15 protein-coding genes are annotated in these 13,969 nt (G+C 60.7%); 11 read left to right on the plus strand and 4 right to left on the minus strand.

Translation table 11 applies throughout. The features are described 5' to 3' along the window. The 3 genes from EST26_RS03875 to EST26_RS03885 form a co-directional block, all read left to right on the plus strand. On the plus strand, positions 1-343 hold a 343-nt coding region (locus EST26_RS03875), incomplete at its 5' end, for a hypothetical protein (RefSeq protein WP_291065583.1). 265 nt (positions 344-608) lie between these two features. Further along, entirely contained in the window at positions 609-1,001 is a 393-nt protein-coding gene (locus EST26_RS03880; protein WP_291065584.1) for a glutathione S-transferase N-terminal domain-containing protein, read from the plus strand. Positions 1,002-1,136: 135 nt separating this feature from the next. After that, positions 1,137-1,817, plus strand: coding sequence for a hypothetical protein (locus tag EST26_RS03885; protein WP_291065585.1), 681 nt, complete (start codon positions 1,137-1,139; stop codon positions 1,815-1,817). Between the two features lie 19 nt (positions 1,818-1,836). Here EST26_RS03885 and EST26_RS03890 read toward each other — a convergent pair whose 3' ends face one another. From EST26_RS03890 to EST26_RS03905, 4 genes are all read right to left on the minus strand, one after another. After that, positions 1,837-4,458, minus strand: a complete 2,622-nt coding sequence (locus EST26_RS03890) for an EAL domain-containing protein (RefSeq protein ID WP_291065586.1) — start codon at positions 4,456-4,458, stop codon at positions 1,837-1,839. Between the two features lie 341 nt (positions 4,459-4,799). Next, positions 4,800-5,792 carry a lipoyl synthase gene (gene lipA / locus EST26_RS03895; RefSeq protein WP_291065587.1) on the minus strand — a complete coding sequence of 331 codons (993 nt, stop codon included), beginning with the start codon at positions 5,790-5,792 and terminating at the stop codon, positions 4,800-4,802. A gap of 16 nt (positions 5,793-5,808) precedes the next feature. Then, positions 5,809-6,501, minus strand: a complete 693-nt coding sequence (lipB, locus tag EST26_RS03900; RefSeq protein WP_291065750.1) for a lipoyl(octanoyl) transferase LipB — start codon at positions 6,499-6,501, stop codon at positions 5,809-5,811. A gap of 2 nt (positions 6,502-6,503) precedes the next feature. After that, entirely contained in the window at positions 6,504-6,788 is a 285-nt protein-coding gene (locus EST26_RS03905) for a DUF493 family protein (RefSeq protein WP_291065588.1), read from the minus strand. A gap of 396 nt (positions 6,789-7,184) precedes the next feature. Between EST26_RS03905 and EST26_RS03910 the strand changes: the two genes are divergently transcribed. From EST26_RS03910 to atpD, 8 genes are all read left to right on the plus strand, one after another. Then, positions 7,185-7,547, plus strand: coding sequence for an ATP synthase subunit I (locus EST26_RS03910; RefSeq protein WP_291065751.1), 363 nt, complete (start codon positions 7,185-7,187; stop codon positions 7,545-7,547). A 24-nt stretch (positions 7,548-7,571) separates the two neighbouring features. Beyond that, complete coding sequence (gene atpB / locus EST26_RS03915; RefSeq protein ID WP_291065589.1) at positions 7,572-8,441, plus strand: F0F1 ATP synthase subunit A; 870 nt, start codon at positions 7,572-7,574, stop codon at positions 8,439-8,441. Between the two features lie 72 nt (positions 8,442-8,513). Next, positions 8,514-8,780, plus strand: coding sequence for a F0F1 ATP synthase subunit C (gene atpE, locus EST26_RS03920; RefSeq protein WP_291065590.1), 267 nt, complete (start codon positions 8,514-8,516; stop codon positions 8,778-8,780). 113 nt (positions 8,781-8,893) lie between these two features. Then, positions 8,894-9,364: a F0F1 ATP synthase subunit B gene (locus tag EST26_RS03925; RefSeq protein ID WP_291065591.1), complete on the plus strand. Its 471-nt coding sequence runs from the start codon at positions 8,894-8,896 to the stop codon at positions 9,362-9,364. A gap of 38 nt (positions 9,365-9,402) precedes the next feature. Beyond that, a complete protein-coding gene (locus EST26_RS03930) occupies positions 9,403-9,933 on the plus strand; it encodes a F0F1 ATP synthase subunit delta (RefSeq protein WP_291065592.1) in 531 nt (176 codons plus the stop codon). Positions 9,934-9,987: 54 nt separating this feature from the next. Then, positions 9,988-11,544 (plus strand): F0F1 ATP synthase subunit alpha, encoded by a 1,557-nt coding sequence (atpA, locus tag EST26_RS03935; RefSeq protein ID WP_291065593.1) that lies wholly within the window; start codon positions 9,988-9,990, stop codon positions 11,542-11,544. 32 nt (positions 11,545-11,576) lie between these two features. Continuing rightward, positions 11,577-12,443: a F0F1 ATP synthase subunit gamma gene (gene atpG, locus EST26_RS03940; protein ID WP_291065594.1), complete on the plus strand. Its 867-nt coding sequence runs from the start codon at positions 11,577-11,579 to the stop codon at positions 12,441-12,443. A gap of 39 nt (positions 12,444-12,482) precedes the next feature. Continuing rightward, positions 12,483-13,913: a F0F1 ATP synthase subunit beta gene (atpD, locus tag EST26_RS03945; RefSeq protein ID WP_291065595.1), complete on the plus strand. Its 1,431-nt coding sequence runs from the start codon at positions 12,483-12,485 to the stop codon at positions 13,911-13,913. The last annotated feature ends 56 nt before the right edge of the window (positions 13,914-13,969 follow it).

Genomic DNA, 13,969 nt, shown 5'->3' on the forward strand with positions numbered 1-13,969 from the left:
TCTGCCCTCCACCACACGCCTGCCCAATCGGCCAAAGTCCAGCGTTCCAACGTCAATTTTTTCGGTACAGTTTGGCTTCGGCATTGCCCGCTCGTTTGATCAAGATTCGATACCTCGATTTTGGGCACACAAGGGCAATGTCGTCCTCTTTTACGGGGGGTACGGTGAAATATCCGGGCTAAGCCCAGTGGCAGTGCAAGCGTGGCTGCAGGGCGAATACCCCTCCATCGGCTGCATTGCGCTGACCGAGGCAGAGGCGAACTATTGGCGCACGCAGGCACAAGCCTCATCCACAACAACATCTGCCAAAGAGTCAGCGAAACAGAGAGGGCTTGAACCATGAATACATGGCCCAACCGTGGGGGCTCCAGCGGCCCCTGCTGGGGCTGAATGATAGAAAATCCAAAGAAACAAACAGACAAGGTGACCAGCAGAGCAGTTCGGTCTGACTCAAGCCAACAGGCCTCATCGAATCCCGGTGCGGTTCAGTCACGCCAGTCGGCACGGTATTGCGGATCATGAGCTGCTTGCGGGGCCGCCCTGTTCGCTATGCGGCTCAAGGCTTCACATGGCTGGATTAATAATTGCCCGCTTCCAACAAACGACTCATGAAAAAACTCATCCGCGTCGGCTTCAAAACTCTTCGGATCGTGCTCGGTCCGTTCATGTTGATCAAAGAACGCCTCACCCAGCCCAAGGGCGTGCTGCGCGAGCCTGTCGCGCAAACCACCGTCAACCTGCAGTGCCAGAACTTGGCGCTCTACCAGTTCAGCACCTGTCCGTTCTGCATCAAAGTGCGGCAGGAAATGCGCCGCCTCTCGCTGCCCATAGAGCTGCGCGACGCGCAGCACAACGCAGCACAGCGCGCCGAACTGCTGCAAGGCAGCGGCGCCACCAAGGTGCCTTGCCTGAAGATCATCGACGCCGCCGGGCAGAGCCAGTGGCTGACCGACTCGAGCGCCATCGTGGCCTACCTGCGCGTGCGGTTTGCGGCGGACTGAACGGCTGTCGGCGGTCGGTCTGGCGTTTGCTGACCGGACGTTCGATAAAATCAAGCCGCACACATAAATATCTTGACACATTTCATATTGGCGAATTACATTTGAGACAATGTGAAGCGTTTATGGAGTTGCTTTATGCTGCCAGTGTCAGATGTGAGTGAAGGTGTGGCCGCTGTGGCTGCGCTGGGCGTGCTCGATGCTGTTGATTACGGCATACTGATGCTCGACGAGCAGGGCAAAATCCTGCAGCACAACCGCTTGGCGCAGCAAGAGATGCAGACGGCGGACATCGTACTTGCACGGGGCGGTTTCCTGGTCGGTTGCAGCAGCGACCTGACGGCACAGATCAATCGATCGATTCAGCGCGCCTGCCGCGGCCAGCGTGAACTGCTGCTGTTGTACGCCAGACAGCGCGAATTGCCTACCGCGTTCGTTCCTCTGAAAGAGCCGCTGGCTATGGATGCATCCCGGGTGTTGGTGATTATGTCGCGCCAGAACATTTGGGAGAACTTGGCGCTGCCCATGTTTGCCCGCTCCAGCGGCCTGACCCGCTGCGAGGAGGCGGTGCTGATGGGCTTGTGCCGGGGTTTGAATGTGACCCAGATTGCCCGCCGCCATGGGGTGGCGCCGTCTACGGTGCGCAGCCAAGTCAAGACCTTGCGTGAAAAAACCGCCAGCACCAGCATTCGCGAGCTGCTGCAGCGCATTCACAAACTGCCGCCGGTGCAGATGCTTATGCTCGGCGCCACGCCGTTGAACCCAAATCTGGCAGAAGACCGCTCAGTTGGGCGCGTCCAACGACCTGATTTGGCTTGAACTGAGGCGCGCGTGAGGGTTACGCCTGAAGCAGGCGGCGGCTTGGGGCGCTGTACAGGAAGGCTTCGAGCTGCTTGATGGGCAGCGCAGGGGCAAACAAGTGGCCCTGAAAGTATTCACAACCCTGGGAGGCCAGAAAATCACGTTGTTCCCGGGTTTCCACCCCTTCGGCCACCACTTGCAGGTGCAGGCTCTGGGCCAGCTCAATGATGACGCGTGCGATCGCTGCGTCGTGTGGGTCGCTCAGGACGTCGGCCACAAAGCCTTTGTCGATCTTGAGCTGACTCAGCGGCAAGCGTTTGAGACACGACAGCGAGGAATAACCGACGCCAAAATCGTCAATGGCCAGTGTGACCCCGAGCGCCCTGAGCCGACCCATTTTCTGAATCGTGATCTCCATGCGGTCGGCCAGCAGGCTCTCGGTCAGCTCGAGCTTGAGTTGCGGCGCTCGGATGCCGGTTTGCTCGATTGCTTGCAACACCAGATCGACAAAGTCAGGGTGACGGAACTGATGCACGCTGACGTTGACAGAAATGCTCAAGTGAGCAGTCGATGAATTGTGGGCCCAGGCGGCGAGTTGCTCGCAAGCGGTTTGCACCACCCATTGACCGAGCGGCAAAATCAGACCGGTGTCTTCTGCCACGGGGATGAAGTCGTTGGGTCGCACCAGGCCGCGCTGGGGGTGTTGCCAGCGCAGCAGCGCTTCTACGCCCACGACCTCGCCCAGGCGATCCACCTGCGGCTGGTAGTGCACCTCGAATTGCTGTTGGCGCAGCCCCATGCGCAGATCGGCGCCGATGGCAGCGCTGGCGCTCATCGTGGCTTGCATGGTGGGGTCGAAAAAACAGACGGCGTTGCGCCCCTGCGACTTGGCTTGATACATTGCCAGGTCGGCTTGTTTGAGCAGTTCACCGACCTCGCGCTGCAGGCCGTCGAAAACCGTCACGCCAATGCTTGGCGTGGCAAAGTGCTGGTGGCCCGCGAGCTGAAATGGGTCGCGCAGCATATTGAGCACTTTTTCGGTCAGTGCGCCCGCCTTTTGAAGCGCCGTTTTGCGGTCGAGCCCCAGATCATCGGCCATGACGACGAATTCGTCACCACCCAGGCGCGCGACGGTGTCGGTCTTGCGCACGCTTTGCGTCAGGCGCTTGGCCACATGTTGCAGCAAATGGTCGCCGATGTGGTGACCCAGCGTGTCGTTGATGACCTTGAAATGATCCAGGTCTATGAACATCAGCGCACCGTGCTGACCCGAGCGGGCGCAGTGTGTGAGGGCTTTTTGCAGCCGGTCGAGCAGCAACTGGCGATTCGGCAGATCGGTCAGAGCGTCATATAGCACCATGTGGCGGATCATGTCTTCGGCGTTTTTGCGCTGCGTGATATCGCGTGCGACCGCCACCCAGTGGCGCGCCTGCTCAGCGCTGGCTTGCACTGACATGACTTCCAGCTCGATCCAGAAGGAGCCCCCTTTTTTGCGCTGCAGCCGCAGCTCGGTGCGAGCCTGATCGACCTGTTGCAAATGCGACAACAGGTCCTGCAGGCGGTCATCGAGTTCGAGCAGTATGCGCGGGGATTGTCCCAGCACTTCGGCGCGGCTGTAGCCGGTGTGACGCTCGAAAGCGTCATTGACGAAAACGATCAGCGGCTCTGGACCGTTGTCGGCACACAGTTCGGCAATGACGACAATGTCGTTGAGCCGGGACACGCTGGTTTGCAGCAGCAAGAGTTGTTCTTGCGAGCGGCGTCGTTCGGTGACGTCGCGCAAATACACCGTCAACCCTTCGGCAAACGGGTAGGCGTGCAGCTCCAGCCACTTGCCCAGCGAGGGGAAAAAATCCTCCAGCTCGACCCGGTGCTTGCTTCTGAGGGCGCGTCCCAGTTGCAGGCGCAGCCGCTGCTCCAGGACGGGCCCCATGCCATGCCACAAGGGACGCCCCAGCATGTCGGCGCTGGTTTGCTGCAGCAGGCGTTCGCTCTCCTGGTTCGCGTAAGCAAAACAGCACTGGCGATCGAGCGTCACAAAAGCCTCGCTGATGCTGGCCAGTGTGGCGGCCAGTCGATTGGCCAGCCGAACGGCTTCATCCTGTGCCTGCTTTTGTGCAGAAATATCCTGTACCGTGCCTTCGATGTGCAGCAACTGGCCGGCGCCGTCGTACACCGCGTGGCCCAGCGTTCGCACCCATTTGGGGTTCGACCCCGGCGTCAGAAGTTGCGCTTGCGTCTCGATCATCGTCCCATGGCGGGTGCAGCGCTCGAGCTGCTGGCGCAACTGGACGCGCGCCATGGGCGCAAAGCAGTGCAGCAGCTCGTCTAGCGTGCCCAGAGGGCTGGCCGAGGTCAGACCCAGCACCACGGCGCAACCGACCGAGTGCTCAAGCTGCCCGTTGGACGGATCGATAGTCCAGCAGCCCACAGCGGCGGTGTGCTCGACCAGATTGAGTCGGCGTTCGTTCAGACCGGGTGCGGCAGACATTTCAAGATCGCGCACAAGCGCAGGCTGCACCGTCAAAGACGCAGCGGCAGGTGCAGCAAGATCGGTGGCAGCAGCAGGGCCGCGTCGGCTGGCGAGCAGCAAGGTCCAATCCCGCCAGCGGGCGGTATCGAGCGGGTTGGCTGGCGGGTTCGGATCGGGAGCGTTCATGTGTGGTGCGGCGCCAGCCCAGTCTGGCAGCGCAGGCAACGGGTAGATGGTACGAAATATCAGATCGAAAGCACGGATGACAAGAACAAGCGCCGACTTTGCACACAGGATAAGGGTGTGTCTGAAACGCCGAAATGTACCGCTGTCAAGTGCAGTATCGGGTGAATTCCGAACATCCTGAGCCAGAACGCCTTGCGCGGCGCAGACACAGGACGTGCAGCCCTGTATGAGGCAAGCAGCAGCGGCGCAGCTTGCCATAAAGCAGCCCGGCGCTGGGCCGCGTAGCGCGGCGTTTCACACCCGCAGGCCAAGCAGCCGACGCCGACTGCCCGCTGCGCCGCTCAAGGCTGGGCAGGGAGGGCGTGCGCCAGCGCCGCTTGCGCCTGCACGTCGGCGTGGTAGGAGCTGCGCACCAAAGCGCCCACGGCGGCGTGGCTGAATCCCATCTCATACGCCTTTTGCTCAAACAGACGAAAAGTATCCGGGTGCACGTAGCGTTGCACGGGCAGATGGTGGCTGCTCGGGGCCAGGTACTGGCCGATGGTCAGCATCTCGATGCCGTGCGCGCGCAGGTCGCGCATCACGTCCAAAATTTCTTCGTCGGTTTCGCCCAACCCCAGCATCAGGCCGCTCTTGGTGGGAACATGCGGGAATAGGGCCTTGAATTTTTTCAGCAGGTTCAGGCTAAAGGCGTAGTCCGAGCCTGGGCGAGCCTGTTTGTACAGGCGCGGCACGGTTTCCAGGTTGTGGTTCATCACGTCGGGCGGTGCGGCCTTCAGAATCTCTAGCGCACGCTCGTCGCGACCGCGGAAGTCGGGTACCAGCACTTCGATCAGCGTGCCCGCAGACAGCTCGCGCGTCTTGCGAATGCATTCGACGAAGTGGCCTGCACCGCCGTCGCGCAGGTCGTCGCGGTCCACGCTGGTGATGACCACGTACTTGAGTTTGAGCTGGGCAATCGTGCGCGCCAGGTTCTCGGGCTCGTTCACGTCCAGCGGATCCGGGCGACCGTGGCCCACGTCGCAGAACGGACAGCGGCGCGTGCACTTATCGCCCATGATCATGAAGGTGGCGGTGCCCTTGCCGAAACATTCGCCGATGTTGGGACAGCTCGCCTCTTCGCACACGGTGACCAACTGGTTGGCGCGCAAAATGCGCTTGATTTCGTGAAAACGGCTACTGGGTGAGCTGGCTTTGACGCGAATCCAGTCAGGTTTTTTCAGCGCCGGCGCGGGCACAATTTTGATCGGGATGCGCGCCGTCTTGGCCTGGCTTTTTTGTTTGACGCGGGCGTCGTAGGCGGGTGCCTCAGGGGCGGTGTCGGAAGTGCTCATCAGAATTTGTGCCGCATCAGGGGCTCAGAATGGCGCAAAGATTTAGACCCAGCACCTGCGCCACCTCATCGCAGGTGACTTGCAGACCGATTGTAGAAAGGTCTATCGCCTGCAAGCCCATATAGCCACAGGGGTTGATGCGATCGTAAGGACTCAGGTCCATCGCCACATTGAGCGCCACGCCGTGGTAGGCGCAGTGGCGACTGATCTTGATGCCCAGCGCGGCAATTTTGCCCAGGCCGTTGAAGTCGGGGCTGGCGGCTGCGCTGCCGGGCGCACGTTGCTGCGGTCGCTGCGCCAGCAAGGCGTGGCCGAAGGGGTCACGCAGCCGCAGGTAAACGCCTGGTGCGCCAGCCACGCGGTGGCCGCTGACCCCGTAATGGTTGAGGGTGCGCAGCAGCGCTTCTTCCAGCCGGTACACATACTCCTTCACAAAGTAGCCGGCGCGCCTGAGGTCGATCAGCGGGTAGGCGATCAGTTGACCGGGGCCGTGGTAAGTGACCTGACCGCCGCGGTCGGTTTGCACCACCGCAATGGCACCCGGTGCCAGCAAATGATCAGAGCGTCCCGCCAGACCTTGGGTGAACACCGGCGGGTGCTCGCACAGCCACAACTGGTCGGGCGTCTGTGCAGTGCGCGCTGCACTGAAGGACTGCATGGCTGCCAAGGTGCTTGCATACTCCACCCGGCCCAGGTAATGCAACGCCATCTTCATAGCACGATCTTGACCATAGGATGCGAGCTCAGGCTGCGATACAAGTCATCGAGTTGCGCGCGGTTCAGTACCCAAACCCACAAGGTCAGGCCAAGATAACGCCCCGTCTTGCTCGGGCGCTGCTCCAGCGTGCTCAGATCAAAGCCAGGATCACAGGCGAGTGCCACCTGGGCCATGGCGGTCACAAAACCATCTGCATTCGCACCCATTACCTTGATCGGAAAACGGCAAGGATAGACAATCAGCGACGGCTCGGGTGTGGTCTGTGAGGGCACGTTCATGAACGAATTATCCGGGCAAGCGCACCGGATCGGTTTGCACGAGGGAGTAATCGGGCCTACTCGGCGCGGGCCGCCTCAGGAGCGACCTGCGCAGACCGCCGGTTCCAGGGCAAGAAAAAACACGATCTGAAGCGGGTCGCGCAGCCGACACTTCTAGCCAGGCTGGGGTTTCTACGTATAATTCGCGGCTTTGCAGCAGCTCACACACCCGCAACAAGATCGACATTTGTCACGACTACAATGCAAACGTCACAAGGCTTGGTGAAACAAGTCAGAGATTTCAGCGATGAGCATGAAGTTGGGGTGCAGGAGCCCGATTTCAAGCCCTTGTCGCGCGAGCAAGCGCAGCAATGGCGCGCTGGTCAACCTGTTTTCTCGGTCTGGCGCTTGCTTGGCGTGCAGTTGCTGGTAGGTTTGGTGGCGGCTGCGCTGGGTTGGGGGCTGACGCAGTCGGCTGCTCTGGCTTGGTCGGTTCTTTATGGTGCTGCTGCGGTAGTGCTGCCGAGTGCGGTGATGGCCTTTGGGGTCACGATGAGCGTCACGGCCCGGCTCTCTCCCGGGTTTGAACGCATCGCGATGGCGGCGTTCTTGTTTTGGGAGGGAGTCAAGATTGCGTTGGCGGTGCTCATGTTGTGGGTGGCGCCTCAGGTGGTCTCTGATCTGAGTTGGCTCGCCTTGCTGGCGGGCCTGGTGGTGGTGTTGAAGGTGAACTGGTTTGGCTTCATGATCCAGCGCCGGCGCTCAATTCAAAACGGTTGAAGTTCCGATAGATCGGTTAACAAAATGGCTTTAGAAGATATTGGCCCGACCCCCAGCGAATACATTCGCAAGCATTTGGTCCATCTGACCAACAAAGAGCAGGATTTCATCGTTGATTTCACCGTCATCAACATCGACTCGGTGGTGGTCAGTTCCTTGCTGGGGGCTTTGATTTGCTTTGTCATGTGGCGCATCGTGCGCCACGCCAGCGCCGGCGTGCCGGGGCGTTTTCAGGCCGCTTTTGAGTTGCTGGTCGAATACGTAGACCAGCAGGCCAAGGCCAACATTCGCAACGCCGCCAGCCGCAAAGTGATCGCCCCGATGGCGCTGGTGGTGGCGCTGTGGGTCTTCATGATGAACGCCATGGATTTGATTCCGGTCGACCTGTTTCCCCATATCTGGGGTACCGTCGGGCCGGCGCTCGGCTTGCCGCACTACCTGCGCGTGGTGCCCACGGCCAGCCTGGCGACCACCCTCGGACTGGCGTTCGCCGTGCTGTTGATGTGCCTTTACTACAACATCAAGATCAAGGGCTGGGGCGGCTGGGGGCATGAGCTGGTCAGCGCGCCTTTTGGCACCAGCAAAAATATTTTCATTGCCATCCCATTGGGCATCTTCAACTTCAGCATGCAGGTGATCGAGTACATCGCCAAAACCGTTTCGCACGGCATGCGGCTGTTTGGCAATATGTTTGCCGGCGAGCTGGTGTTCATGCTGATCGCCCTGCTGGGTGGTTTTGCCGCGCTGTCGCTGGGCGGTGGCTTCTTATTCCTCGGGCATTTGATCGCTGGCACGGCGTGGGCTATTTTCCATATCTTCGTCATCACCTTGCAAGCGTTCATCTTCATGATGCTGGCCCTGATTTACCTCGGGCAGGCGCATGATGCGCACTGATCTCACGCCGTCTGGCGTGTGCATCGGTTGGTTTTTTGTCTTTCGTCAACTTCTTGTTTTTAAGGAATCATCATGGAAAACGTTTCGGCTATGGTCGCGCTGGCTTGTGGTTTGATCGTCGCCTTTGGCGCCGTCGGCGCTTCGATCGGCATTGCGCTGATGGGTGGCAAATACCTTGAAGCGGCGGCCCGGCAACCAGAGATAATGAACGATTTGCAGACCAAGATGTTCGTTCTGGCCGGCCTGATCGACGCCGCCTTCCTGATTGCCGTCGCCGTGGCGCTGCTGTTCGCCTTTACCAACCCGTTCGTGCTGCCACTGGCAGGGCTGCCGACCTGAGGTGACGTCGGCTGCTGCCGGCTGCGCCGTTGCCTGCAGTTGGCTGCGCCGTTGCCTGCAGCCGTATTGCGCGCATGCGTTAACATTTTCACCACTCACAGAAAGGCGTTGCGATGAATATCAATGCAACCCTCTTTGCGCAGGCCATCGTTTTTGCGATTCTGGTCTGGTTCACGATGAAGTTCGTGTGGCCACCAATTGCCAAAGTGCTTGATGAGCGTGCGCTGAAGATTGCCGAGGGCTTGGCTGCCTCCGAGCAGGCCAAGTCCGAGTTGGCAGTTGCCAACAAACGCGTCGAAGCCGAATTGAATCAGTCGCGCAACGAGTCGACCACGCGGCTGGCAGAGGCCGAACGGCGTGCCCTGACGGTGATCGAGGAAGCCAAGCTGCGTGCCAGCGAAGAGGCGGCCAAGATCATCGCTGCCGGGCGCCTGGAAGCCGAGCAGCAAGTCGTCAAGGCGCGTCAGGCTCTGCGCGAGGAGGTGGCTGCGCTGGCGATCAAGGGGGCCGAGCAAATCCTCAGGCGCGAAGTCAACGCCGGGGTACACGCCGAGTTGCTGGGCCGCCTCAAGGCTGAGCTGTGATCCCCAAGCCAGCGTCCCCAGGCATCCAAAGGTAAACCATGGCTGAAGTTGCCACTATCGCCCGCCCGTATGCGCAGGCTCTGTTCCAGGCCAGCGCCGCCGCTCCGGACGCTGCTTGCGGCTGGCTCGACGAGTTGGTTGTCGTTGCCGCCCACGCGGCGTTGCGCGAGTTCGCTGACAGCCCCAAGGCGTCGTCGGCCCAGGTGTTTGACCTGATCGTCGCCGTGCTGCCGAGCGAGCTGCCGCTGCTGGCGCAGAACTTTTTGCGCACCGTGATCGACAATGGCCGCCTTGCTGCGCTGCCCGAGATCGCGGCCCAGTTTCATGAGCTGAAAAACGCGCAGCAGGGCGTTTTTGACGCAGTGGTTCACAGCGCGTTTGAGATCGACCCTGCAGCGCTGCAAGACTTGTCGGGGGTGCTGGAAAAGCGCTTTGGCCGCAAGCTGAAACTCCAGGTCGAGTTGCAGCCAGACTTGATCGGTGGCATCCGCGTGGTGGTCGGCGACGAGGTGTTGGACACGTCGATCAAAGCCCGCCTGCAACAAATGAAAACCGCCTTGACGGCCTGAGGGCTGCTCCTTCGGGCGCCTTCGCATCACCATTAACGAAAGAAGGAAAGAGTCATGCAACTCAATCCCGCCGAACTCTCCGAACTGATCAAGTCCCGCATCGAGGGGCTGAGCGCATCGAGCGATGTGCGCAACCAGGGCACCGTGGTGTCGGTGACCGACGGCATTGTCCGCGTGCACGGCCTGTCCGATGTGATGCAGGGCGAAATGCTCGAATTCCCAGCCAACAAGGACGGTGTACCGTCTTTCGGTCTGGCGCTCAACCTCGAGCGCGACTCGGTGGGTGCCGTGATTTTGGGTGAGTACGAACACATCTGCGAAGGTGAAACCGTCAAATGCACCGGTCGCATTCTGGAGGTGCCGGTCGGTCCCGAGCTCATCGGCCGCGTTGTCAACGCGCTGGGTGCCCCTATCGACGGCAAAGGCCCGGTTGACGCCAAGCTGACCGACGTGATCGAAAAAGTGGCGCCCGGCGTGATTGCGCGCAAATCGGTCGACCAGCCGGTGCAGACCGGCCTGAAGTCGATCGACTCGATGGTGCCGGTGGGCCGCGGCCAGCGCGAACTGATCATTGGCGACCGCCAGACCGGCAAGACGGCGGTGGCGATCGACGCCATCATCAACCAAAAGGGTCAGAACATGACCTGCGTGTATGTCGCCATTGGTCAAAAGGCGTCGTCGATCAAAAACGTGGTGCGCGCGCTCGAGCAAGCCGGTGCGATGGAGTACACCATTGTGGTGGCGGCATCGGCCTCTGAATCGGCCGCCATGCAGTACCTGTCGGCCTACTCGGGCTGCACCATGGGCGAGTACTTCCGCGACCGCGGTCAGGACGCGCTGATTGTGTACGACGACCTGTCCAAGCAGGCCGTGGCCTACCGTCAGGTCTCTCTCTTGCTGCGCCGCCCGCCCGGCCGCGAAGCCTATCCCGGTGACGTGTTCTATTTGCACAGTCGTCTGCTTGAGCGCGCCGCGCGCGTCAACGCCGACTACGTCGAAGCCTTCACCAAGGGCGAAGTCAAAGGCAAGACCGGCTCGCTGACCGCCCTGCCCATCATCGAAACGCAGGCGGGAGACGTGTCGGCTTTCGTGCCAACCAATGTGATCTCGATCACCGACGGCCAGATTTTCCTGGAGACCAGTCTGTTCAACGCGGGCATCCGGCCTGCCATCAACGCCGGTATTTCGGTCTCGCGCGTCGGCGGTGCGGCCCAGACCAAGCTGATCAAAGGCCTGTCCGGCGGTATCCGCACCGACTTGGCCCAGTACCGTGAGCTGGCTGCATTCGCGCAGTTCGCCTCCGACCTGGACGAGGCCACCCGCAAGCAGCTCGACCGCGGCGCGCGCGTGACCGAACTGCTCAAGCAGGCGCAGTACAGCCCGCTGTCGATTGCACTGATGGCGGCTTCCTTGTTTGCCGTCAACAAGGGCTACCTGGACGATGTCGAAGTCAAGAAGGTGCTGCCGTTCGAAGCCGGGCTGCACGGGCATCTCAAGCACAAACACGCTGCATTGCTGAGCAAACTCGAGGCCGACCGCGCCATGGACAAAGACGCGCAGGCGCAGTTGGAAGCCGCGATTGCCGACTTCAAGAAAACCGGCGTCTATTGACAGCGGTCCATTGACTTCTTGAAGGAAACACAATGGCAGCAGGCAAGGAAATTCGCGGCAAGATCAAGTCGGTGGAAAACACCAGGAAGATCACCAAAGCCATGGAAATGGTTGCTGCTTCAAAAATGCGCAAGGCGCAGGAGCGCATGCGCGCAGCCCGGCCCTACGCCGAGCGCGTGCGTCAGATCACCGGCAACCTCAGCCGCGCAAACCCGGAGTACACGCACCCGTTCATGCAGCACAACGACGCCAAGTCCGCCGGCTTTGTCGTCGTCACGACCGACAAAGGCCTGTGCGGTGGCCTCAACACCAATGTGTTGCGTGTCGTGACGCAAAAGCTCAGGGACGTGCAGGCGCAGGGCATGAAGGCGCAAACCGTGGCGATTGGCAACAAAGGTCTGGGTTTTCTCAACCGCATCGGCGCCCAGGTGGTCTCCAGCGTCACGGCTTTGGGAGACACGCCGCACCTCGATCGTCTGATTGGCCCGGTCAAGGTGCTGCTTGATGCCTACACTGAAGGCCGCGTCAACTCGGTCTACCTGTGCTACACCCGATTCATCAACACGATGAAGCAAGAGGCGGTGCTTGTGCAATTGCTGCCGCTCAACGCCGACACCTTGCACGACGGCGCCGGTGGGCGTGACTGGGACTACATTTACGAGCCCGACGCGCCATCGGTGATAGACGAATTGCTGTTGCGCTACATCGAGGCCCAGGTCTACCAGGCGGTGGCAGAGAACATGGCTTCCGAGCAATCGGCGCGCATGGTGGCCATGAAGGCTGCGACCGACAACGCCGGCAGCGTGATTGGCGAACTCAAGCTGGTCTACAACAAGACCCGGCAGGCAGCAATCACCAAAGAGCTGTCTGAAATTGTCGCTGGTGCCGCAGCAGTCTGACCTGAAACAGAATTTAGAGCAATCGAAAAGGTATCCATCATGTCTCAAGAAAACGCAGCAACGAAAAGCGCTGTTCAGGGCAAGATCGTCCAGTGCATTGGCGCCGTCGTCGACGTCGAATTTCCTCGCAACCAGATGCCGCGCATCTACGACGCCTTGAAAATGCAGGGCTCGACACTGACATTGGAAGTTCAGCAGCAGCTCGGTGACGGCGTGGTGCGCACCATCGCCCTGGGTTCGAGCGATGGGCTGCGCCGCGGCATGCTGGTGTTCAACACCGCTGAACCCATCATGGTGCCCGTCGGCAAAGTCACGCTGGGCCGCATCATGGACGTGCTGGGAGCGCCGATCGACGAGCGCGGCCCGATCGATCAGACGCTGACCGCATCCATCCACCGCAAGGCGCCGGCTTACGACGAACTGTCGCCGTCGCAAGAGCTGCTGGAAACCGGCATCAAGGTGATCGACCTGGTGTGCCCGTTTGCCAAGGGCGGTAAAGTCGGCCTGTTCGGCGGCGCCGGCGTGGGCAAGACCGTCAACATGATGGAGCTGATCAACAACATCGCCAAAGCGCACAGCGGTCTGTCGGTGTTTGCTGGCGTGGGAGAGCGCACCCGCGAGGGTAACGACTTCTATCACGAGATGGCCGACTCCGGTGTCGTCAATCTCGAGAAACTGGAAGACTCCAAGGTCGCGATGGTCTACGGTCAGATGAACGAACCGCCTGGCAACCGTTTGCGCGTGGCGCTGACCGGTCTGACCATGGCCGAAGCCTTCCGCGACGAAGGCCGCGACGTGCTGTTCTTCGTCGACAACATCTACCGCTACACGCTGGCCGGTACCGAAGTATCGGCGCTGCTGGGGCGCATGCCTTCGGCCGTGGGCTACCAGCCGACCTTGGCCGAAGAAATGGGCCGTCTGCAAGAGCGCATCACATCGACCAAGGTCGGCTCGATCACATCGATCCAGGCCGTCTACGTCCCGGCCGATGACTTGACCGACCCCTCACCCGCCACCACCTTCGCCCACTTGGACTCCACCGTGGTGCTCTCGCGCGACATCGCCGCTCTGGGTATTTACCCGGCTGTTGACCCGCTGGATTCGACCAGCCGTCAGCTCGACCCGCTGGTGGTAGGGAAAGAGCACTACGAAGTGGCGCGCGCCGTTCAGGGCACACTGCAACGCTACAAAGAACTGCGCGACATCATTGCCATTTTGGGCATGGATGAGCTGGCACCGGAAGACAAACTGGCGGTGTCGCGGGCGCGCAAGATTCAGCGCTTCCTGTCGCAGCCGTTCCATGTGGCCGAGGTGTTCACCGGCTCGCCCGGCAAGTATGTGCCTTTGAGCGAGACAATTCGCGGCTTCAAGATGATTGCTGCGGGCGAATGCGACCATCTGCCCGAGCAAGCGTTCTACATGGTAGGAACGATAGACGAAGCGTTCGAAAAAGCCAAGAAGACGGCCTGAAGAAATTCGCTGCGCGCACCCGTCTGACCCGCTCGCCGCAAACGCTGGGTTCGACG

Origin of the sequence: Hydrogenophaga sp. (assembly GCF_014773545.1) — a bacterium.
GTDB lineage: Bacteria > Pseudomonadota > Gammaproteobacteria > Burkholderiales > Burkholderiaceae_C > Hydrogenophaga.

Excerpts from the sequence above, each read along its gene's own strand:
- atpE (WP_291065590.1), top strand. The coding sequence starts at position 8,514 with ATGGAAAACGTTTCGGCTATGGTCGCGCTGGCTTGTGGTTTGATCGTC.
- atpA (WP_291065593.1), top strand. The coding sequence starts at position 9,988 with ATGCAACTCAATCCCGCCGAACTCTCCGAACTGATCAAGTCCCGCATC.
- EST26_RS03925 (WP_291065591.1), top strand. The coding sequence starts at position 8,894 with ATGAATATCAATGCAACCCTCTTTGCGCAGGCCATCGTTTTTGCGATT.
- atpB (WP_291065589.1), top strand. The coding sequence starts at position 7,572 with ATGGCTTTAGAAGATATTGGCCCGACCCCCAGCGAATACATTCGCAAG.
- EST26_RS03885 (WP_291065585.1), top strand. The coding sequence starts at position 1,137 with ATGCTGCCAGTGTCAGATGTGAGTGAAGGTGTGGCCGCTGTGGCTGCG.
- EST26_RS03890 (WP_291065586.1), bottom strand. The coding sequence starts at position 4,458 with ATGAACGCTCCCGATCCGAACCCGCCAGCCAACCCGCTCGATACCGCC.
- lipB (WP_291065750.1), bottom strand. The coding sequence starts at position 6,501 with ATGGCGTTGCATTACCTGGGCCGGGTGGAGTATGCAAGCACCTTGGCA.
- lipA (WP_291065587.1), bottom strand. The coding sequence starts at position 5,792 with ATGAGCACTTCCGACACCGCCCCTGAGGCACCCGCCTACGACGCCCGC.
- EST26_RS03930 (WP_291065592.1), top strand. The coding sequence starts at position 9,403 with ATGGCTGAAGTTGCCACTATCGCCCGCCCGTATGCGCAGGCTCTGTTC.
- atpG (WP_291065594.1), top strand. The coding sequence starts at position 11,577 with ATGGCAGCAGGCAAGGAAATTCGCGGCAAGATCAAGTCGGTGGAAAAC.
- EST26_RS03905 (WP_291065588.1), bottom strand. The coding sequence starts at position 6,788 with ATGAACGTGCCCTCACAGACCACACCCGAGCCGTCGCTGATTGTCTAT.
- atpD (WP_291065595.1), top strand. The coding sequence starts at position 12,483 with ATGTCTCAAGAAAACGCAGCAACGAAAAGCGCTGTTCAGGGCAAGATC.
- EST26_RS03880 (WP_291065584.1), top strand. The coding sequence starts at position 609 with ATGAAAAAACTCATCCGCGTCGGCTTCAAAACTCTTCGGATCGTGCTC.